We start from the raw sequence: 18,639 nt of genomic DNA on the forward strand, positions 1-18,639 counted from the left end.
TATCATTTTATGATCGCTACAATCTTTCACATGTGAAAGTTTGGGGGTGGTCTTGATCACCTGCGAGAAACCAAAATAGAGGTGGGTATGGCAAAAGTAATCAGCTTCGCCAACCAGAAAGGCGGAGTGGGTAAGAGTACCCTCTGTATCCAGCAGGCCTTTTATCTGGCGTTACAGAAGAAAAAGAAAGTGCTGGTCTTGGATATGGATGGTCAGGGGAACACGTCCTCTCGACTGGCCCCCAGACGAGAGCTTGAGGATGGTGACTACGAGCCCATCCTCACAGGAACCAAAACCGCAGAGCTGTTCGCTTACGAGCTGGACGGCATTGAGGTCATGCACTGCCCTTGCGGTGCAGACCTCATTCATACGCCGAAAAACGACCCGGATCTGTTTGAGATGGAGGCTGTGCCTCTTGACCAGGCCATGAATCCGGCTCGCCATTTGGCTGAGCTGTTTGAGAACTACGACTACGTGCTGATTGATTGTCCGCCTAGCCTCGGCAGAAAGCTGGTGGCAGCGTTGGTGATGTCTACCCATGTGGCATGTCCAGTAAAGCTCTCTGGCTTCGCTGTGGACGGCGTAGAAGGTCTCCTGAACACGATTATTGGTGTGCGCGAGGCGTACAACCAAGATTTGGAGATCCTGGGCATCGTGATCAACGACATGGACCGCTCTGTCAATCACGACAAAGCCCTCAAGTCGCTGGAGAACACAGTTCCGGATCTGTTGTTTGAGAACAAAATTATGCACCGGCCTCCGCTCGATACGGCGACGACTGATGGCATCCCTGTCTGGGAGCTTCGCTATGGACATGTCGCGGCCAAAGAAGTTGAGGCGGTGTTGGAAGAACTATTAGAGAAGGTGGGCTAAGCGATGGCATTGAACAATTTAAAAGGCCTGTCCGAACTTGCTAAAGCCGCCAAAGGCAAGAAAGGCAAAGAGGTTCTTACCGTACCTGTTGACGACGTTGTATCCAAGGTCCAGGTTCGTAAGCGCTTCCGTAACATTGAAGAGCTGGCGGCAACCTTGCTGACCGAAGGGCAGCAGTCTCCGATCATCGTGTTCCCGAAGAACGAAGAAGGCAAGTTCGTCATCCAAAAAGGGGAGCGGCGTTGGAGAGCGTGTAAACACGCTGGTATCGAGACCATTGACTTGGTGGTGAATGATAAGGTCCAGAACAACTTGGACGAGACTGCTGGTGAGCTGATCGAAAACATCCAGCGGGATGACTTGACTCCGGTAGAGATTGCCGAGGCGTTAAACCTGTTTATTGAAGAAGGTTGGAAGCAAAAGGATATTGCTGATCGGCTCGGTAAGAATATCACTTTCGTATCTACGCATCTGTCGTTGCTCAAGCTACCTGACTGTGTGCGTGAGTTATACGATAATGAAGTATGTTCTGATACAGAGACCTTGAATAACCTTCGTCTCTTGTTCGATCTGAATGAAGAAAGATGTCGCGCCGTCTGCGCGGTGGCTATGTCTGACGGGATTACTCGTAAACAAAGCCGTGAGCTGCTGAATGATGCCAAACGTATCAAAGACGAAATGGAAAAAGGCCCACTGACTGGCTCCCACCAGAATGATGAGCTTGGCGCTGGCAACACCGACGAGCAATCCCTCAACTCGGGTGGGGATGGTACGTCGGAACAAACCGGGAATGACGACCTGAACCTTGCCCAGGAGGAACTGGAAGGGGGTAAAAATTCCAATGGTCAGGACGATGATGACGAAGACCCTTTGCGTGATGAAGAGGGTGAGCACAAAGATCCTGTCAAGCAGCCAGATAACAGCGGCAAGGACAAAGATGAAGAAGGCGGTGATGCTCTTCCTCCTCTGCCGAAGGACAAGGAATGGAAGAACGTCCGGGCTGACAGTTTGATTTTTGCTGTCAACGTTAACCTGGATGGCGAGACCAAACGTGGAGTCATCATGACCGACCGTGTTGCTCTGGTTCCGTCTACTGTCTGGGTTAAAACGCTCGATGGCGAAGGCAAGGAAAAGCATGTTCATGTGCCTGTGTCAGACATTGAACTCCTGAGTGTCGAAGGCTAATAAAGGAGGCCCAGCCAGAGAGGTTGGGCCTGTCAAGAACAGGTGAATATGAAGATCTCACAGGACATGAAAAGAAAATTTGCTTTGGTGAATGCCCTGTCTAAAACGGAGAAGCCAAGTCTCCAAGACCTTCACAAGGCAACAAATATTCCTGAATCAACGATCAAGAGACAGTTGTCTGCCCTGCGTGATGAGTTCGGAATGAATATCTTGTTCGTCAGGGAGTCTACCGGCGAACGAGGTGCCACCGGCTACTACATGCTGACAGACTGGGGGATCTTAGACAGGTCTTCGTTCTTGAACCGGTACGGAAAACTGTAAGGTGCCATAGAGCAGCGCATTGAATGCAAAACCCGCCAATCGGCGGGTTTTTTTATGCTGCCACGGTAGCGGCGGTTGCTGGAGGTTTTTCGGCGTAGTAGGCGATGTTCTTGGTTCGTCTGCTAAGGGTGTCTATGCCGACGATACTCAGCGTTTTGGGAGTGGTATTGCGGGACTCGAAATAATGGAATAGCTGGATCATGCAGCACTTCACCATCAACGGATCGATGTCTTCCAGGTAGATTGAGGCTTCTCTCAATGCTTCGGGACCGTGGTTCTCGATCAGGTTTTCCATCCAGTGAATGGCGTTGATGCCAGAACCACAGCAGGGCTCATAAAAGTCTGCCGAAGACTGTGAGCCAACAATGAGTGACATCAAGCGGCCAATCTCTGGAGGAGTGGGGAAGTAATTGGTGCCCTTCTTGTGGAAGCCAGACATGCTTAGGACGTAACCCAAAACATCGCTGGTGGGGTCGCGCTTAATGGCGGCAGACAGGACGTGAGAGAGCTCGAAGGCGACCGGCTGAAGTTCTTCCGGGATCTCCTCCTTGGCTGGGTATAGGCCAGTCTGCAAGTATGCCCACTGGTCAATAAAGGCCTCAACAAACCGAGATGTGCCCATTCTGTATCGGGACTGCTCGATGAGAGATAAAGCCTTGGATGTAAGTTGCTGTGTTTCTGGTGACATAAGCGCTCCAGTTTGTTCTGACGAAACATTCAAGAGGTAGAAACGAAGAACCCCGCCGAAGCGAGGTTCTTTGCTTTCCTGCCTGATCGCCTTAATGCCGAAGCAAAGACGTCTTGATAAAGTCGGGGCAACCGGACATTTCCCGGTCGATGAAGTCCTGACGTTTCGCCAGCGGCCATTTCATGAACGCCGCGAGCGGGATGCGCTTATTCGTGTTAGTATTGCCTTGCAGCATAACAAAGCTCCTTAATTGCTTGATTGTGTTGTAAGGGCTGCAACGAAGGTCGAAGAGCGATGCGGCCCTTATTTATGATTATTACAGCATCATAAAATAATATCAAGGGACAATAAAACGATACCAAGAAACAAAACTTTCACATGTGAAAGTCTCCCCGCTGTCCACCTCGCACACTCCAAACGCCCAAATAACTTGTCTATCTGCCCAAAATGGGCGCGTAAGCGTCCGATAGAAAGTAATTGTTAGTGAGATATTGACTACACGGAATATGGCTATATCATAGAATCATAAAATGATACTGTAAAAGTGATATGTATGCCAAAGCAAGCAAATCATCTCCGTTTGAAGAAACCTTGCGCCAACTGTCCATTCCGGAAGGAGGGCGCTATCGAGCTGGTCCCTGGGCGATTAGAAGGCATCATCAACGACATCGTTGAAAACGACATGACGACGTTTCATTGCCACAAGACCGTGCATTCAAAGTCAGGTGGTGAATGGGATGAAGAGGGTAACTATGCACCTTCGGGACAAGAGTCGATGTGTGCCGGTGCTGCGGCTTACTTGATGAAAATAGGCAGGCCGACAGTGGCTATGCGAATTGCCTTTGCGTTTGGTGATGCAAAGGTGTCCGACTGGGACGAAGCTCAAGAGCTGGTTGTCGAGCCTTTGGTACAAGGGGACCGAAATGAGTAAGCGATATGCGGTAGTGCCGCATCCGAAACTGAAACGAGAGTACAAAGGTCGGCTGGTCAGAACTACTCGGGTACTAAAAAACGGCTGGGGGGTGATCCCTCTAGGGGCTGTGGCAACGGTCACGCATCAGTCTCCCAAGGGATCAGAACTGACCTTTGAACCATGCGACTGCTGCGGCCTGAAAGCCATTATCAGTCATGTAAGCATGGACTCCATTGAATTTATCGAACCGATTACTGAGGAAGAAGATGGACGAGAACAAGCTCAACATTGAAACGGTCGATGGGCACAACGAGCTGGTAGTCAGCTTTTTGTCCAGAATGGTAAGCCTGAGTGACGAGGAAAAGCAGACAGTATTGTCCTGCCTTCCGGGCACCGGCAAACAAACAATCACCCAGCTCTATGAGGCGCTGCGTTCTCAAGGGCACCAGGATCTTGCAGAGAAGGTCGAACCATACCTCCAGCAGGGGGTGTTTGGGCCGATCTTCGATAACGCCAAGTCCAAGGTGTTCGTTCGGGACGAAGCGCCTTTTTTCCTCATGGATGAAAATCCTTTGAACTGGGATGACGCTAAAGCATTCAATCGCCTACGTATGAGTACGACCTGTGTTCTTGGCCGTGGCGGCTGGACTATCGGTGAGCGCTTTGATGACCGCTTTGATACCGAGGTGGGCGGAACACAGCTTATCGTCACCCAGTCACTCAACGAAAAAGGTGAGATTGAAGGAGGACTTCCTACCTCGATGTCGCTGAATGACTTTGCTGAGTTCCCTAAACAGCCAAGGCCTCCTCAAATAGTCGATTACCAGGAAGACAAGCGATACACGCTTGAGGAAGCGGAAGCTATCCCTGAGCTCGCACCAGTGGTTCAGCGTCTGAAAGAGCGCATCGAAGAGTATGAGGAGAGAAGAGCCCATGATTGACATGACATGCCGCCTCTGTGCTGGTTCCGGTGTTTATGACTTTTCCCCTTCCAAAGAAACCTGCGGTATGTGCCAAGGGCATGGGAAATTTGCTGACGCCAAAGCAATGCTGGTGGCTGCCATCGAGCTGGCAAAGAAGCAACGCGAGCCGGTCATTGAAGTGGTAATGGGGTTGGTGCTCCAGGGTGTGGATGTTAGAGGGAAGGAGCCTGGAGAGCGGTTCAAGGCTGCTCAGGCCTTTAACGCCCCAGGGCACAACCTATTACGATACGGGTGGGATGCTTGGGAGCTCTATGCCCTCCATGAGGGTGTAAGTCCAGAACTTGCATCGCTTGGCCGAAGTGTGATGCGCGAGTGGCATAGCCATTCATGGGGCCGGTTCAGTGGAGAGGTAGGCTTTAACGCCGCCGAGATCATGATCAAACAGGCCAAAGACAACCCAGAAAAAGCAGAAGAGCGCTGGGCGTTCCTGCTTAGTGAAGAATGGATGGTGGAGTAATTGTCGTGACAGAACAAACCAATAAGAAATTGATGCTGGATGAGTCTCCAGATATGCCCCTGCAATTCAAGTGGAGAAAGTTTGGTGGTGCGATTTTTACTGCCACGCAAACAATGGAGCACGTCAAGGAAGGACGTAAGCTCGGGCCGACTCCAGCAGGGATGCTACCTCAAGAAGTGTGGCTGAACCGCCTGATCGCTATGGAAGAAACCCTGCCACGAGGGAAGTTTTTTGACAGATTCCGCCGCCGCGACAAAAACGAGCAGTATGACTTGGCCGCCGATCATCTCCGTCTTGTCGGACAGAAAAAGCGATAGGGGGATAGATGAAAGCCCAGGCATACCCACCATCAGTCATTCGTAAAGGCGCTGTGTTGTACGCAGCCCTTTATTACATCTCTGATGATGATAAAGCAAAGGTCGAGGTTACAGAGTGGATAGTTCGCTCTATTCAGAAACGACGCAACTCAACCAGCGATCAACGCTATGTCAATCTTGCCCAAAAGTTAGATGGGATTACGTGGGGGAAAAGGTCACGGAAGAATGGGGACTTTGGTTGGTTGCCATCTATACCGAGCTGGTGTTTGAAGCAGTTCCGGGAAGGTGGCGAATTGCCTTTTGGCGTTTATACGACGCGACTGGCCGCTCTCAAGTTTGCGAAAGTCAGCTTGCAGGAAGAGGTCCAATATTGCGAGGCCGAGCTGAAAAAGCCTCAGACAGAAGAGGATACTCAGGAACTCCAAGAGGAGCTGGCGGAGAACCAGAGACTTCTGAAAGCTGCTGGAGCAATGGTGAAGCGCGAGCAAAACAAGAAGAAAAGAGGTTGACCAATGTTACCGATCGTCTCCCCCTCCGTAGTAACCAAACAACTTGCGTTCAATCGAGTAGGCGATAAACGCAAGGTTAGGGTTTCGTCCAACTTTTTGGATGTTATGGGGTTCAAGCCAGGTATGGGCATCGCCGTTGAGCCAGGGGAGGGGATGGGCGGTTTTTCGGTGATCCCAGCGACCGATGAACTACAGACACACCAGGTTTATCAGCGCCGGTATCAACCAAAGAGTCGCTCCAACAACCCGCTGGAAACCGTTATTGAGTTTTCTGGACAAGGGCTCATAGATAAGTGCTTCCCTCGCTATACAGAGCGTTTCCACGTCGAAATGCGAAAAGGCCGAGTAGTCTTCACTCCTGTCGCAAACAGAGCCTTTGCCATTGCGGATCGGTTCAGAAAAACCAGCCCTTTCCGTGCCTTTGTGGCATTGACTGGCGGGGTAGACATTCATGTTATGGAAGCGCTTGGCTGGAAGGCTGAGATTGTTTTGGAGCATCGTCCAGTTGAAGCCAGAGACAGAGCATCCGGGCGGAACCTGAGTGAAGTACATGCGCTCAATACGCTGGTGAACAGCTCCCCGCGTATCCTGCTGAATGAAGACATTCATCACCTGGAGCTGGATCGCCTTGGAGCCTTGCTGGCGGAGTGCCCACCAATTGGTTTGGCCCATTACTCGTTGGGGTGTGATGACCACTCAAACGCCAAAAGTCCAAGGGACAAAGAGCGTTCTCTTGAGGATCTCTCCACCATGCTCGACATGGTTTACCCGGCACTAAAACAGATCGAGGTCGTGAACCCTGCCGTCGTGCTGGTGGAAAACGTCCCGAACTTCAAAGCATCCGGAGCCGGGGCGATGATGGGAACGACACTGCGGCGGATGGGGTACTTCCTCACTGAGATGGTCTTGAACGGTCTGGATTTCGGCGCTTACCAGGGGCGAGAACGCTATTACATGGTGGCGTCGGTCTTCCCTGGGTTCGTTCCACCGAAACCTGAGCAGAGAGCTGGTGGACGATTGTGGCCGGTGATCGAGAAGCACCTCGGGGATTGTGCTGACGTCACAGTGTTGAAGTCAATTCAGGCCAGAGAGTCAACTTCTCGCAGGATGCCTGCGTTCTTGACGAGAGAAAGCACCAGTTGCCCGACCATCCTCAAGTCTCAGGATCGTGGGGTAAAGGATGCAGTGTACATCCAAGACGGTGGCCGCATTTACAAGCCATCGGTCGATCTGGTTCAGGAGTTGATGTCGATACCTGATAGCTTTGATGTTTCGTGGATGGCAAAAGAACAAGCGACAGAAACGCTTGGGCAGAGTGTGGATTACAGATTGCATTCAGCGGTCATGGCCGCAGTTCGGGATCACCTGAATGTGAATTGCGGTCGCCATACCGTGGTGCAGCACGGTATCAGAAGTAAGGAAGGTAGATAATGGCAGTCATTTACTACGGCGAGGGAACCCATGACGCCGGTTTCGTCGGGTTCCGTGTCGCACGAACAGTTGGGGTGGCGGATGATTACCGGCAGGAATACTTCTCCTTGAGAGAGTATTCCTACGCAACAGCTCACCGGCTGGCCTACAGCTTGGACCGAAAGTGGGAAGCTGAGGCAGAAGAGGTGAAGCGTCAGAATAAGACTTGTAAGCGGCGACGCAACTCCGGGCCAAACATCATTGCTGAGGGGCTGAGGGCTTATATCAGCATTGAGAACCGGAGCCGGATGGGGGTGAAGAGAACCTACTTCGCGCCTTGTTTTCTCGTCACAAAGCCAGGCTACGGCAATGGGGATATTGCTTTCAGGATTTCCACTCATGGCTACGCAGAAGCCTACGAAAAGGCGGTGGAAAAATATTGTGAGATCCATGATTTGACGGATGAGCAGTATGTTGAGTTGCTTGACCGTATGCCGAGTACAGAGGTGTTCACTGGATACCTGCTGAATGCTCTTTTAATGCGCGGCCATCGCGCTACAAAAGCTGAAATACTGAGTAAGCTGGGGGCTGAGAAGAATGAAGAGGACATTGCCAATGGCAAAGGGAAAAGCGGCCAGAACAGAGTGCGTTGCCCAGAGTATCGGTGGGCGCAATAACAGCGCCACCAGCTTTTGGGACCGTATTTTAACAGTTGAGGAGACGGCCACACTCATTGGCGTCAGGATCTCTGAGCTCAAAGACGCGGTGCGCTATCAGAAACTCCTGAAAGGGAAGGCAGCTCCAGAAGTACATTCGGTATCAGGAACTGGGAAACTGTTTTTTGATGGGCGATCCATTAAATCGTTCATAGAGGACTAACCGGTGGATCTGGATCAAAAGCAAGAACCGTGGATCAGCGTCAACGACAAGATGCCGGTCGTCGGTGTGCCTGTTCATTGCCAGCTTAAAGGATGTTGGTCGGGCAAAATTGTTGAGTACGACTTGATCCATGTTCAGGAAGATGATTGTTCGTGGCGAACGGCGGACGACAACTCGGAAGTCAGCTATGACTTCGATGTCATCACCTGGAGACCTATTTAGGTTTGGGAGTCTTGCATTATCCGGCGGTTATTGCCGTGAAAATACGGATGTTCAAACCATGTTTTATAGCAACACCTCCTTGGGGGCGGAATTATGTTTTTTGATAACAAAGTAGAATCTCACTCGCTCGTAATGGGAGCCAGCGGGAAGGGTAAATCGGTCTTGTCCGAACAAGTGCGGAAAAATGCGAGGCTGCGCGGTGATCTGCTGGTGGATACTGAAATGTACCGTGAAGGTCGAGGGTTGAAACCATACGAGCATGAGTACGCTCGTCGCTTAGTTCTGGGGCTAAGTGGACCGTTGCCGCGTGAACTGCGTGGGAAGCCGGTGACGGTTATCTCTGATGTGTCCAGGCCAAAAAAGGTAAAGCGTCAGCCAAAGCAATTTGTTAAGACCGTGAATGGCGTAACCCTTGAACGCCAATTGGTGGCCGATGCAAGAGATCAGTTGGAAATGCAAACAGGCGTCTGGCTCAAACAACCACAGCTCATCGAGCTGATGGAAGAGTCGGGCATAGACGAAACTCTGGCCGATTTTGGTGAGGCTGAAACACAGATCCGAGAAATGCTGGCGGATGCGTTGGCGATGAAACTGGTAGGACGCTCATGGCCCAAGTGTGGAGCCCTCTATAACGCGGCAGAAAAGTCCGACGTTAACTTCTCCTCCGAGCTTGATGCTGCGGCCAAAAAAGCTGGATACATGGTTCGCTAAATGGGATTTGGTGTGGACAAGATAGATCGGCAAAGTTGGCTCGTTAAATTCAGGCGAGCGAAGTGTCAGGACACTTTAGACACGATGAGGGATGCGGCCATTCGCAACTATGAAGGGAATATTCGTGTTATCGCGGATATTGTATTGGCCCATGAGGCGAGAGAGACAGAAATTGAAAAAGGGATGTTTTGTCGAATAGTTAGATAGTCTGATGGGCTATCAGGTGGTGATTATGAAAAAGAGAATACTTCATCTGCCCGTAAAAAAGATTTACTTCGATCAGATCAAATCTGGAGAAAAACCAGATGAATATCGCCTCGTTACAGACTACTGGATAAAAAGACTAGAGGGGCGCGAGTATGATGAAGTCCATGTTAAGTGTGGCTACCCAAAGGCTGGAGATATGTCCAGGATAGAGATTCGCCCTTGGCGTGGCTTCTCAAGGAGTGTTATAACGCACCCGCACTTTGGAGATTGTCCGGTTGAAGTATTCGCTATCCATGTGAATTGAATGGTGTATGACAACTGTGCTTGGTAGGAAAATCAGGTATCAAAAGAAATTGGGTTATTAAAAATTAGGGGCCATCGGCCCCTTAATTGTTTTAGTCTGTGAACATTGAACAATCGAGGTGGGATAGTGCTTGTTCGTAGCTGTCTTTGTTGTTCGTCTTACGTAGTTCCACCAGCTCAACAATCACTGGACTTAAAGCCAGAGATTGAGGCTCCCAGACGCGCTTGCATTTGACCGCCATGTTGGCATTTACGTCTGTAACAACGTAGAGAAACTCAGGCGCTTCTTTCAATGTCCCCAGGCCCTTTGCCATATCCACAGCCTCAGAGTTCTTATAGCTTCGAGTAAAGCTCAGCTCGTCTTGGGGAATGTAGCTGGCAGTCGCCGCAGCCAAACCTGACACCATGCCTTTACCTGCGCTTTTTGCAATGGCCGAGCTGGTAGCTAAAGTTGGCATTACGGCCTGCCCCATTTGGCTGGCGGATGCCGCCGCCAAGCCTGAGGCGATGTTCTTCCCTGCATCTTCGGCAGTGGCTGAGCTGGTGGTGAGCATCGCAGTTAAAATGATTGTTCCAAACATACTTAATTCCTCTATCAATCCATAAAGTCCGACTTTTTGAAGGGCATAGTGCCTTTGCAATCGGGATAGGCGGTGCAGCCCCAGAACTTAGAAGCTCGCTTCTTGCCGGGCGCTTTTCCTTTCCTGAGACGCATCGGGCTACCGCAATCTGGGCAGTCTGGACAATCCTCAGCCGCGATACGCTTCTCGGGTTTCCCTCGGTTGTCTGGGAACGTCTTCTTGCAAGCCTCGTTCTGGCAGCCCCAGAAAAATCCGTTCTTCCCTTTGATCCGGTGCATCTCTCCACCGCAGTTGAAGCATTCGTGTGAAGGCGGCTTAGCGCCCTCGAAGGCTTTAGCCATCGCGCCACCTTCTTTGGTCAGAACCGGTGCGGGCACTTTGAGCTGCTCAACCATTTGGCAGATCCAGGTGGAAATCTGCTTCATGAAGACAGACATATTCCCGGAGCCGGAGGCGACTTTCTCAAGCTCCTGCTCCCAAGCCGCAGTCATGCCGGGTGATTTGATGGCTGGTGGAAGCACTGCGATAAGCGCATGAGCCTTATCAGTTGCAAGCAGTACCTTTTTCTGACGTTTGAAGTAGCCTTTATCAACAGCGCCCTGGATGATGCTTGCGCGTGTTGCTGGAGTGCCTAAACCGGCTGTGTCTTTGAGAATTTGCTTGAACTTCTCCTCAGTCACGAACCGGGCAATGTTCTCCATCGCGGCAAGCAATGTGGCTTCGGTGAAGTGCGGTGCTGGCCGCGTCATTTTGTTTGCCAGCTCGGCACCATTAAGCAAAGCGGGTTCGCCCTGGCTAACCCTGGGGAGCTTCTCTTGTTCAACCGGCGCGTCGGTGTCTTCCCCCTCGTCCTTGGGACTGCTTTCACTATCAGAAGCAAACAAAACCTTCCAGCCTTGTTTGGCAGGTGTCTTACCAGAGGCCGCAAAGAGGTGACGCCCACACTGCACCTCGATGGAGGTTTTGGTGAACTCGAACTCGCTGTAGAACTGCGCGATGTAGAAACGACGGATGGCGTCGTAAAGATTGAACTCGATCTCAGACATGGCACTGATGTCTGTTCTGGCCGGTGTTGGAATGATCGCGTGGTGCGCGGTCACTTTGGCGTCATTGAATACCCTGGCCTTGCGATGAGGATCTGCGCCAGCCACCAGCCCAGAGACGTTCTGATCGGACAAAATGAGCGCCTGGAGAATGTCCGGAATGTCTTCCTTTTGGCTCTCGGGTAGATAACGACTATCAGTACGAGGGTAGGTGGTCGCTTTGTGCGTCTCGTACAGAGCTTGAGCTGCATCCAGTACCTGCTGAGCGGTGTATCCCCATCGTTTGCTTGCGTATTGTTGCAGCGACGTTAGATCGAAGGGGAGGGGGGCTGACTCTTTACCTGGTTTGGTTTCTGCTTTGCTGATAACAGCATTGGCACCATTGACCTGGGAGGCTACCTGCTCGGCATAGGCCTTATTGACGCACCGGCCTTGCTCGTCACTGCACTCTTCTGGTGGTATCCATTGGGCGGCAAACTGTCCATTCTGTACGGACACGTTCACACCCAGAGTCCAGTATGGTGAGGGGGTGAAACCGGCGATCTCTCGGTCCCGTTGACAAACAAGAGCGACGGTTGGGGTGATAACCCTGCCAACGTGAAGAGTGTGGTTGAAGCCGACATCTCGGGCCAGCACTGTGTAGAGGCGGCTCACGTTCATGCCTACCAACCAGTCAGCGCGTTGCCGTGCCAATGCGGCGTAGTAGAGTGAGACCGTATCCTTGCCATCCTTTACGTTGTTCAGCGCTTTCTTGATGCTTGACTCATCGAGAGCCGTCAAACAAACCCGGCGAATAGGGCCAGAGTAGCGGAATCGATCCAGAAGCGAACGGGCGATAGCCTCACCTTCTCGGTCGTAGTCCGTTGAGATGTAGATGGTGCTCGCCTTTTTGACCAGTCCCTCAACAATTTTGTACTGTTTGAACGCACTCTTGCGAACGTTGTACCGCCATGACTCTGGTGCAATAGGGAGGGTCTCCAGTGACCATGACTTGTAGCGTTCGTCATAATCGTCTGGCATATACAATTCCAGCAGGTGGCCGAACGCCCACGTAATAACGCGGTTTCCTCCATCATGGAGAAATCCATCACCTCGTTGGGAGGCCTTCATTACGCCAGCCAAATCTTTGGCCTGAGAAGGCTTCTCGCAGATATAAAGGTCCATTAAGCAGCTCCTCTCATCTTTGATTCCAGATTCGCCAGCTCAGCCCAGCTTTGGGCCAGACCTTTGACTTCGGGGTAGTCTCTGGAGAGGTTTTCGAGGACTCCAGAAATGACATAGGCCGCTTCGCGGGAATTACCCCTCGAACCGGCCTCCTGGAGCATGATTGATAAAGCGTCGAAGAGCTCAGCCTTACGGCTTGGCTCTGTCTGGTTTCTTATTTCAGAGCTTTGCATGGGTTCACCACTGAATAGGGACGCACGGACTCGCGCACAATGCGGCGATCTGCGTCAGTTACAGCCTGGCTGGTGCAAAAGTGCGTCCAGGCATTCAGATAATCTTGATAGGTGTGGGTAGGTGGTATGCAGCCGGTTACAACATCCTTGGGGATGTTTGTAGTCCCCTCGGCTTCCACAAAGCGCCAATCGTGCTCGTCCATACCTTTGCCGCCATCGCAATAGCGTTCCCAGCGTGACAACTCGTACAGCGAGTAGCCTTTGCCTTTATTCATGGACTTGAAGGTATTGATGGCTTCGTTCACATCCCCGTGCTGCTTGATCCCTGCTGGAGTTTTATCTGAACCAGCGGAGTCATCTTTGACCTTGTTCATCGTTGCGCTGACATTACCGTCGCCCAGCACATGGATATAACCAGGTTGACGTAATGCAGCACCACCGCGCCCCATGTTGTCCCATGCCATCGACAGTTCCCGGCTAACTCGGGCAGGTTTGTCATTTTCGGCAGGGGCAGTCTGGGGCTGAGGCTTTTGCTCGGGGGCGTTAGAGGCACACCCGGCCAGAATTGCCACTCCCAGAATTGCTATCAGTTGTCTCATCGTGTCGTTCCTCATCAAAAATTGTCGATGAGCCCATTCTAAAAGGGGGGGGATGGAAAGCTGGTTTCTCAAACTGCCCAAATTGGACAGATAGGCGTGTGTGCGATCTAAAGGTGTTTTGAGAGCATGTAGCGACGAGAAATACGATAGGAATATGGTCAACCTACATGCTGAAAGCCCTTAACAAGTTATTTGGTGGGCGAAGTGGAGTGATCGAGACCGCGCCGAGCGCCAGAGTGTTGCCGCTTAAAGACGTGGAAGATGAAGAAATCCCTCGATACCCACCTTTTGCCAAGGGCCTGCCAGTGGCCCCACTAGACAAGATACTGGCAACCCAAGCTGAACTGATTGAGAAAGTGCGGAACTCTCTCGGTTTCACTGTGGACGACTTCAACCGGCTTGTTTTGCCGGTGATCCAGCGGTATGCCGCGTTTGTTCACCTGTTGCCAGCTTCCGAATCACACCACCACCGTGGCGCTGGTGGTCTGTTCCGACATGGGCTTGAAGTGGCCTTCTGGGCAGCTCAGGCATCTGAGTCAGTTATCTTTTCCATCGAGGGGACGCCTCGGGAACGCCGTGACAATGAGCCGCGTTGGAGACTGGCGAGCTGTTTCTCTGGGCTGCTGCATGATGTGGGTAAACCGCTCTCGGATGTGTCCATTACGGACAAAGACGGGTCAATCACATGGAACCCGTATTCGGAGTCACTTCATGACTGGGCACACCGTCACGAAATCGACCGTTACTTTATCCGGTGGCGCGACAAGCGACACAAAAGACATGAGCAATTCTCGCTGCTGGCGGTGGATCGAATTATTCCGGCTGAGACTCGGGAGTTTCTGTCCAAGTCTGGCCCGTCCATCATGGAAGCGATGCTGGAAGCTATCTCAGGAACCAGCGTCAATCAGCCTGTGACCAAGCTGATGCTTCGCGCTGACCAAGAGAGCGTCTCACGGGACCTTCGCCAGAGTCGTCTCGATGTGGACGAGTTCTCCTATGGTGTGCCTGTCGAGCGGTACGTGTTCGATGCCATCCGCCGCCTGGTTAAAACCGGAAAATGGAAGGTCAATGAGCCAGGCGCGAAAGTCTGGCACCTCAACCAAGGTGTATTCATTGCCTGGAAACAGCTTGGGGACCTTTATGACTTGATCAGCCACGACAAGATCCCCGGTATTCCACGAGACCCTGACACACTGGCCGACATTCTCATCGAACGTGGTTTTGCTGTACCAAACACGGTGCAGGAGAAGGGTGAACGTGCGTACTACCGCTACTGGGAAGTTTTGCCTGAGATGCTCCAGGAGGCGGCGGGATCGGTGAAGATCTTGATGCTCCGACTCGAATCAAACGACCTGGTGTTTACGACTGAGCCTCCTGCGGCTGTTGCTGCGGAAGTTGTTGGTGATGTTGAGGACGCTGAGATTGAGTTCGTTGATCCTGAGGAAGTCGATGACGACCAAGAGGAAGATGTGTCAGCTCTGAACGATGACATGTTGGCCGCAGAGCAGGAAGCAGAGAAAGCTCTAGCTGGTCTTGGCTTTGGTGATGCGATGGAGATGCTGAAAAGCACCTCAGATGCTGTCGAGGAGAAACCAGAGCAAAAAGATGCTGGATCAACGGAATCATCTAAGCCTGACGCTGGCAAGAAGGGTAAGCCGCAGAGCAAACCGGGCAAAGCAAAACCGAAGAGTGATACAGAGAAACAACCCCACAAACCAGAGGCAAAAGAGGATTTGTCCCCTCAGGACATTGCCAAAAACGCACCACCTTTGGCAAACGACAATCCGTTACAAGCACTCAAGGATGTTGGGGGTGGACTGGGGGACATCGACTTTCCGTTTGACGCATTCAGCGCATCGGCAGAGACAGCCAGCACTGACGCAACAAACTCAGAAATCCCAGATGTGGCAATGCCCGGAAAGCAAGAGAAGCAGCCAAAACAGGACTTCGTTCCACAAGAACAAAACTCCCTGCAGGGCGATGACTTTCCAATGTTCGGTAGTTCTGATGAACCGCCATCATGGGCGATTGAGCCGCTCCCTATGCTGACTGACGCACCAGAACAAACAACACCAGCGCCAGCAATGCCACCTACGGACAAACCTAATCTGCATGAGAAAGACGCAAAGACCTTACTCGTTGAGATGTTAGCCGGGTACGGAGAAGCATCGGCGTTGCTTGAACAAGCGATCATGCCTGTTTTGGAAGGTAAAACGACGCTGGGCGAAGTCCTATGCCTGATGAAGGGTCAAGCCGTCATTTTGTACCCGGATGGCGCTCGGTCGCTGGGTGCGCCGTCAGAGGTTCTCTCGAAGCTGTCCCACGCCAACGCGATTGTTCCAGACCCGATTATGCCAGGTCGCAAAGTTCGTGATTTCAGCGGAGTGAAGGCAATTGTACTGGCGGAGCAGCTTTCAGATGCAGTCGTAGCGGCCATTAAGGATGCCGAGGCGTCAATGGGGGGATACCAGGATGCCTTTGAGCTCGTCTCTCCCCCTGGCTTGGATGCAAGCAAGAATAAGTCTGCACCGAAACAACAAAGCCGAAAAAAGGCGCAGCAGCAGAAGCCTGAGGTTAACGCCGGTAAACCCTCGCCTGAACAAAAGGCGAAAGGTAAGGACTCCCAGCCACAGCAGAAGGAGAAGAAGGTCGATGTTACTTCTCCGGTTGAAGAGCCGCAGCGCCAGCCGGTCCAAGAAAAACAGAACGTGGCTCGCCTTCCTAAGCGGGAGGTTCAACCAGTGGCTCCTGAGCCCAAAGTTGAGCGTGAGAAGGAATTGGGACACGTCGAGGTGCGAGAAAGGGAAGAGCCAGAGGTTAGGGAGTTTGAGCCGCCTAAGGCGAAAACAAACCCGAAAGACATCAACGCGGAAGATTTCTTGCCGTCTGGTGTTACGCCTCAGAAAGCACTCCAGATGCTCAAGGACATGATCCAAAAACGCTCGGGCAGATGGCTCGTGACACCTGTCCTGGAAGAGGATGGCTGCTTAGTAACCAGTGACAAAGCCTTCGACATGATTGCCGGTGAAAACATCGGCATCAGCAAACACATCCTCTGCGGGATGCTGAGCCGGGCACAGAGACGGCCTTTGCTCAAGAAACGTCAGGGAAAACTGTATTTAGAGGTAAATGAAACATGACAATGAGTTATGACCCGCTCGCCTACGAGATGCCGTGGCGGCCCAACTATGAAAAAAATGCTGTAGCAGGCTGGCTTGCCGCCTCCGGCGCGGCTTTGGCCGTAGAGCAAGTCAGCACGATGCCTCCGGAGCCCTTCTATTGGATGACGGGGATCTGTGGCGTGATGGCGATGGCTCGTTTGCCAAAGGCTATCAAACTTCACCTGCTCCAAAAGCATTTGAAGGGGCGTGATCTGGAGTTTATTTCTATTGCGGAGCTCCAAAAGTACATCAAGGACACGCCGGACGATATGTGGCTTGGTAGTGGGTTCCTGTGGGAAAACCGCCATGCCCAGCGCGTGTTTGAGATCCTGAAACGCGACTGGACTTCCATCGTAGGGAGAGAGTCCACGGTCAAAAAGGTTGTCCGGAAGATACAGGGTAAGAAAAAGGAGCTGCCAATCGGCCAGCCCTGGATTCACGGGGTAGAACCCAAAGAAGAGAAGCTGATGCAGCCACTCAAGCACACTGAGGGGAATTCGCTGATCGTTGGGACCACCGGCTCGGGCAAGACCCGTATGTTCGACATCCTGATTTCACAGGCCATTCTGCGTGGGGAAGCCGTGATCATCATAGACCCGAAAGGGGATAAGGAGATGCGGGACAATGCACGACGTGCCTGTGAAGCTATGGGGCAGCCGGAAAGATTCGTCTCATTTCATCCAGCATTCCCGGAAGAGTCGGTGCGTATCGACCCTCTGCGTAACTTCACCCGCGTGACTGAAATTGCAAGTCGTTTGGCAGCGTTGATCCCGTCCGAAGCAGGGGCCGACCCGTTCAAATCATTTGGATGGCAGGCACTGAACAACATCGCTCAGGGCTTGGTCATCACTCATGATCGTCCCAACCTGACAAAGCTCCGCCGATTCCTTGAAGGTGGCGCTGCTGGCTTGGTCATCAAGGCCGTTCAGGCTTACTCAGAGCGAGTTATGCCCGACTGGGAGGCAGAAGCAGCGGCTTATTTGGAGAAAGTCAAAAACGGTTCGCGTGAGAAGATCGCTTTCGCGTTGATGAAGTTCTACTACGACATCATCCAACCTGAGCACCCAAACTCTGATCTGGAAGGCTTGCTGTCGATGTTCCAGCACGACCAAACCCACTTCTCCAAGATGGTGGCGAACCTCCTGCCGATCATGAATATGCTGACGTCCGGGGAGCTAGGCCCTCTGCTGTCTCCAGACTCATCTGATCTGAGCGACGAACGCCAGATCACTGATTCCGCAAAAATCATCAACAACGCTCAAGTTGCTTATCTGGGGCTCGACTCCCTGACCGACAACATGGTTGGTAGTGCTATGGGGTCCATCTTCCTGTCAGACCTGACAGCGGTTGCCGGTGACAGATACAACTACGGCGTCAACAACAGACCCGTAAATATCTTTGTTGATGAGGCTGCTGAGGTGATCAACGACCCGTTCATCCAGCTCCTGAACAAAGGTCGCGGTGCGAAACTTCGTCTTTTCGTTGCAACTCAGACTTTTGCTGACTTCGCAGCTCGACTGGGTAGCAAAGACAAAGCGCTCCAAGTGTTGGGGAACATCAACAACACGTTTGCTCTGCGTATCGTCGATGGTGAAACACAGGAGTATATCGCAGATAACTTGCCGAAGACCCGGCTCAAGTACGTCATGCGGACTCAAGGCCAGAACTCGGATGGCAAGGAGCCCATTATGCACGGAGGCAACCAAGGCGAGCGTTTGATGGAGGAGGAAGCTGATCTGTTCCCAGCCCAGTTATTGGGAATGCTTCCGAACCTGGAATACATAGCCAAAATTTCAGGCGGAACAATCGTAAAAGGCCGTCTGCCCATATTGACCCAGTAAGAGCAGAGCTATGTGTGACAAGAAGTATAGAAATTACGA

General features: G+C 52.0%; 23 protein-coding genes. 17 read left to right on the plus strand and 6 right to left on the minus strand.

All coding sequences use genetic code 11. The features are described 5' to 3' along the window. Positions 1-87: 87 nt before the first annotated feature. From M1E93_RS18980 to M1E93_RS18990, 3 genes are read left to right on the plus strand one after another with little or no spacing between them, the layout of a single operon-like run. Positions 88-873 (plus strand): ParA family protein, encoded by a 786-nt coding sequence (locus M1E93_RS18980; protein ID WP_001151304.1) that lies wholly within the window; start codon positions 88-90, stop codon positions 871-873. A 3-nt stretch (positions 874-876) separates the two neighbouring features. After that, a complete protein-coding gene (locus tag M1E93_RS18985; RefSeq protein WP_001207227.1) occupies positions 877-2,058 on the plus strand; it encodes a ParB/RepB/Spo0J family partition protein in 1,182 nt (393 codons plus the stop codon). A 48-nt stretch (positions 2,059-2,106) separates the two neighbouring features. Next, positions 2,107-2,379 (plus strand): helix-turn-helix domain-containing protein, encoded by a 273-nt coding sequence (locus M1E93_RS18990; protein WP_000703827.1) that lies wholly within the window; start codon positions 2,107-2,109, stop codon positions 2,377-2,379. A gap of 52 nt (positions 2,380-2,431) precedes the next feature. On the opposite strand, the gene M1E93_RS18995 is transcribed toward M1E93_RS18990, so the two are convergent. Together M1E93_RS18995 and M1E93_RS19000 are read right to left on the minus strand one after the other, a co-directional pair. Continuing rightward, positions 2,432-3,067 (minus strand): N-6 DNA methylase, encoded by a 636-nt coding sequence (locus tag M1E93_RS18995; protein ID WP_000074431.1) that lies wholly within the window; start codon positions 3,065-3,067, stop codon positions 2,432-2,434. 91 nt (positions 3,068-3,158) lie between these two features. After that, a complete protein-coding gene (locus tag M1E93_RS19000; protein ID WP_000939033.1) occupies positions 3,159-3,302 on the minus strand; it encodes a hypothetical protein in 144 nt (47 codons plus the stop codon). A gap of 318 nt (positions 3,303-3,620) precedes the next feature. On the opposite strand from M1E93_RS19000, the gene M1E93_RS19005 reads away from it, so the two are divergent. The 12 genes from M1E93_RS19005 (at position 3,621) to M1E93_RS19060 (ending at position 9,979) form a co-directional block, all read left to right on the plus strand. Further along, a complete protein-coding gene (locus M1E93_RS19005) occupies positions 3,621-3,998 on the plus strand; it encodes a hypothetical protein (RefSeq protein ID WP_001125905.1) in 378 nt (125 codons plus the stop codon). After that, a complete protein-coding gene (locus M1E93_RS19010; protein WP_000044824.1) occupies positions 3,991-4,272 on the plus strand; it encodes a hypothetical protein in 282 nt (93 codons plus the stop codon). Before M1E93_RS19005 ends, M1E93_RS19010 begins: the two co-directional genes overlap by 8 nt. Beyond that, a complete protein-coding gene (locus M1E93_RS19015; RefSeq protein WP_000344151.1) occupies positions 4,247-4,921 on the plus strand; it encodes a thymidylate kinase in 675 nt (224 codons plus the stop codon). The genes M1E93_RS19010 and M1E93_RS19015 overlap by 26 nt, the downstream gene beginning before the upstream one ends. After that, positions 4,914-5,420 carry a hypothetical protein gene (locus M1E93_RS19020; protein ID WP_000566600.1) on the plus strand — a complete coding sequence of 169 codons (507 nt, stop codon included), beginning with the start codon at positions 4,914-4,916 and terminating at the stop codon, positions 5,418-5,420. The genes M1E93_RS19015 and M1E93_RS19020 overlap by 8 nt, the downstream gene beginning before the upstream one ends. A 5-nt stretch (positions 5,421-5,425) precedes the next feature. Beyond that, complete coding sequence (locus tag M1E93_RS19025; RefSeq protein WP_002210541.1) at positions 5,426-5,737, plus strand: hypothetical protein; 312 nt, start codon at positions 5,426-5,428, stop codon at positions 5,735-5,737. An 8-nt stretch (positions 5,738-5,745) separates the two neighbouring features. Continuing rightward, positions 5,746-6,246, plus strand: coding sequence for a hypothetical protein (locus M1E93_RS19030; RefSeq protein ID WP_000647189.1), 501 nt, complete (start codon positions 5,746-5,748; stop codon positions 6,244-6,246). 3 nt (positions 6,247-6,249) lie between these two features. Continuing rightward, a complete protein-coding gene (locus M1E93_RS19035) occupies positions 6,250-7,677 on the plus strand; it encodes a DNA cytosine methyltransferase (protein ID WP_000936896.1) in 1,428 nt (475 codons plus the stop codon). Continuing rightward, complete coding sequence (locus tag M1E93_RS19040) at positions 7,677-8,333, plus strand: hypothetical protein (protein WP_000268551.1); 657 nt, start codon at positions 7,677-7,679, stop codon at positions 8,331-8,333. The genes M1E93_RS19035 and M1E93_RS19040 overlap by 1 nt, the downstream gene beginning before the upstream one ends. Before the next feature lie 205 nt (positions 8,334-8,538). Further along, on the plus strand, positions 8,539-8,757 hold the full coding sequence (locus M1E93_RS19045; protein WP_000362482.1) for a hypothetical protein: 219 nt from the start codon (positions 8,539-8,541) through the stop codon (positions 8,755-8,757). A gap of 93 nt (positions 8,758-8,850) precedes the next feature. Then, a complete protein-coding gene (locus M1E93_RS19050) occupies positions 8,851-9,468 on the plus strand; it encodes a hypothetical protein (RefSeq protein ID WP_000464631.1) in 618 nt (205 codons plus the stop codon). Between the two features lie 12 nt (positions 9,469-9,480). Next, a complete protein-coding gene (locus M1E93_RS19055; RefSeq protein ID WP_213291358.1) occupies positions 9,481-9,675 on the plus strand; it encodes a hypothetical protein in 195 nt (64 codons plus the stop codon). Between the two features lie 25 nt (positions 9,676-9,700). After that, positions 9,701-9,979, plus strand: a complete 279-nt coding sequence (locus tag M1E93_RS19060; protein ID WP_014386427.1) for a hypothetical protein — start codon at positions 9,701-9,703, stop codon at positions 9,977-9,979. A gap of 91 nt (positions 9,980-10,070) precedes the next feature. On the opposite strand, the gene M1E93_RS19065 is transcribed toward M1E93_RS19060, so the two are convergent. Genes M1E93_RS19065 through M1E93_RS19080 form a run of 4 tightly spaced genes read right to left on the minus strand, consistent with a single transcriptional unit; the run spans position 10,071 to position 13,598 of the window. After that, positions 10,071-10,559 (minus strand): hypothetical protein, encoded by a 489-nt coding sequence (locus M1E93_RS19065; RefSeq protein ID WP_000468105.1) that lies wholly within the window; start codon positions 10,557-10,559, stop codon positions 10,071-10,073. Between the two features lie 14 nt (positions 10,560-10,573). Beyond that, a complete protein-coding gene (locus M1E93_RS19070) occupies positions 10,574-12,766 on the minus strand; it encodes a DNA topoisomerase III (RefSeq protein ID WP_000366822.1) in 2,193 nt (730 codons plus the stop codon). After that, complete coding sequence (locus M1E93_RS19075; protein WP_001191892.1) at positions 12,766-12,999, minus strand: hypothetical protein; 234 nt, start codon at positions 12,997-12,999, stop codon at positions 12,766-12,768. The genes M1E93_RS19070 and M1E93_RS19075 overlap by 1 nt, the downstream gene beginning before the upstream one ends. Next, the gene (locus tag M1E93_RS19080) at positions 12,981-13,598 is read right to left on the minus strand and encodes a hypothetical protein (protein WP_001249396.1); all 618 of its coding nucleotides are present in this window, start codon (positions 13,596-13,598) and stop codon (positions 12,981-12,983) included. Before M1E93_RS19080 ends, M1E93_RS19075 begins: the two co-directional genes overlap by 19 nt. Before the next feature lie 167 nt (positions 13,599-13,765). On the opposite strand from M1E93_RS19080, the gene mobH reads away from it, so the two are divergent. Both mobH and traD read left to right on the plus strand, forming a co-directional pair. Continuing rightward, the gene (gene mobH / locus M1E93_RS19085) at positions 13,766-16,738 is read left to right on the plus strand and encodes a MobH family relaxase (protein WP_064986968.1); all 2,973 of its coding nucleotides are present in this window, start codon (positions 13,766-13,768) and stop codon (positions 16,736-16,738) included. Next, positions 16,735-18,600, plus strand: a complete 1,866-nt coding sequence (gene traD, locus M1E93_RS19090; protein ID WP_426207299.1) for a conjugative transfer system coupling protein TraD — start codon at positions 16,735-16,737, stop codon at positions 18,598-18,600. The genes mobH and traD overlap by 4 nt, the downstream gene beginning before the upstream one ends. Positions 18,601-18,639 lie beyond the last annotated feature (39 nt).

Source organism: Providencia sp. PROV272, from assembly GCF_049901975.1.
Taxonomy (GTDB): domain Bacteria; phylum Pseudomonadota; class Gammaproteobacteria; order Enterobacterales; family Enterobacteriaceae; genus Providencia; species Providencia stuartii.

What these genes read in the sequence shown, in the direction of transcription:
- mobH (WP_064986968.1), top strand. Translation starts at nt 13,766, where the DNA reads ATGCTGAAAGCCCTTAACAAGTTATTTGGTGGGCGAAGTGGAGTGATC.
- M1E93_RS18990 (WP_000703827.1), top strand. Translation starts at nt 2,107, where the DNA reads ATGAAGATCTCACAGGACATGAAAAGAAAATTTGCTTTGGTGAATGCC.
- M1E93_RS18985 (WP_001207227.1), top strand. Translation starts at nt 877, where the DNA reads ATGGCATTGAACAATTTAAAAGGCCTGTCCGAACTTGCTAAAGCCGCC.
- M1E93_RS19035 (WP_000936896.1), top strand. Translation starts at nt 6,250, where the DNA reads ATGTTACCGATCGTCTCCCCCTCCGTAGTAACCAAACAACTTGCGTTC.
- M1E93_RS18980 (WP_001151304.1), top strand. Translation starts at nt 88, where the DNA reads ATGGCAAAAGTAATCAGCTTCGCCAACCAGAAAGGCGGAGTGGGTAAG.
- traD (WP_426207299.1), top strand. Translation starts at nt 16,735, where the DNA reads ATGACAATGAGTTATGACCCGCTCGCCTACGAGATGCCGTGGCGGCCC.
- M1E93_RS18995 (WP_000074431.1), bottom strand. Translation starts at nt 3,067, where the DNA reads ATGTCACCAGAAACACAGCAACTTACATCCAAGGCTTTATCTCTCATC.
- M1E93_RS19065 (WP_000468105.1), bottom strand. Translation starts at nt 10,559, where the DNA reads ATGTTTGGAACAATCATTTTAACTGCGATGCTCACCACCAGCTCAGCC.
- M1E93_RS19015 (WP_000344151.1), top strand. Translation starts at nt 4,247, where the DNA reads ATGGACGAGAACAAGCTCAACATTGAAACGGTCGATGGGCACAACGAG.
- M1E93_RS19020 (WP_000566600.1), top strand. Translation starts at nt 4,914, where the DNA reads ATGATTGACATGACATGCCGCCTCTGTGCTGGTTCCGGTGTTTATGAC.
- M1E93_RS19030 (WP_000647189.1), top strand. Translation starts at nt 5,746, where the DNA reads ATGAAAGCCCAGGCATACCCACCATCAGTCATTCGTAAAGGCGCTGTG.
- M1E93_RS19010 (WP_000044824.1), top strand. Translation starts at nt 3,991, where the DNA reads ATGAGTAAGCGATATGCGGTAGTGCCGCATCCGAAACTGAAACGAGAG.
- M1E93_RS19050 (WP_000464631.1), top strand. Translation starts at nt 8,851, where the DNA reads ATGTTTTTTGATAACAAAGTAGAATCTCACTCGCTCGTAATGGGAGCC.
- M1E93_RS19080 (WP_001249396.1), bottom strand. Translation starts at nt 13,598, where the DNA reads ATGAGACAACTGATAGCAATTCTGGGAGTGGCAATTCTGGCCGGGTGT.
- M1E93_RS19075 (WP_001191892.1), bottom strand. Translation starts at nt 12,999, where the DNA reads ATGCAAAGCTCTGAAATAAGAAACCAGACAGAGCCAAGCCGTAAGGCT.
- M1E93_RS19040 (WP_000268551.1), top strand. Translation starts at nt 7,677, where the DNA reads ATGGCAGTCATTTACTACGGCGAGGGAACCCATGACGCCGGTTTCGTC.
- M1E93_RS19005 (WP_001125905.1), top strand. Translation starts at nt 3,621, where the DNA reads ATGCCAAAGCAAGCAAATCATCTCCGTTTGAAGAAACCTTGCGCCAAC.
- M1E93_RS19000 (WP_000939033.1), bottom strand. Translation starts at nt 3,302, where the DNA reads ATGCTGCAAGGCAATACTAACACGAATAAGCGCATCCCGCTCGCGGCG.
- M1E93_RS19070 (WP_000366822.1), bottom strand. Translation starts at nt 12,766, where the DNA reads ATGGACCTTTATATCTGCGAGAAGCCTTCTCAGGCCAAAGATTTGGCT.
- M1E93_RS19060 (WP_014386427.1), top strand. Translation starts at nt 9,701, where the DNA reads ATGAAAAAGAGAATACTTCATCTGCCCGTAAAAAAGATTTACTTCGAT.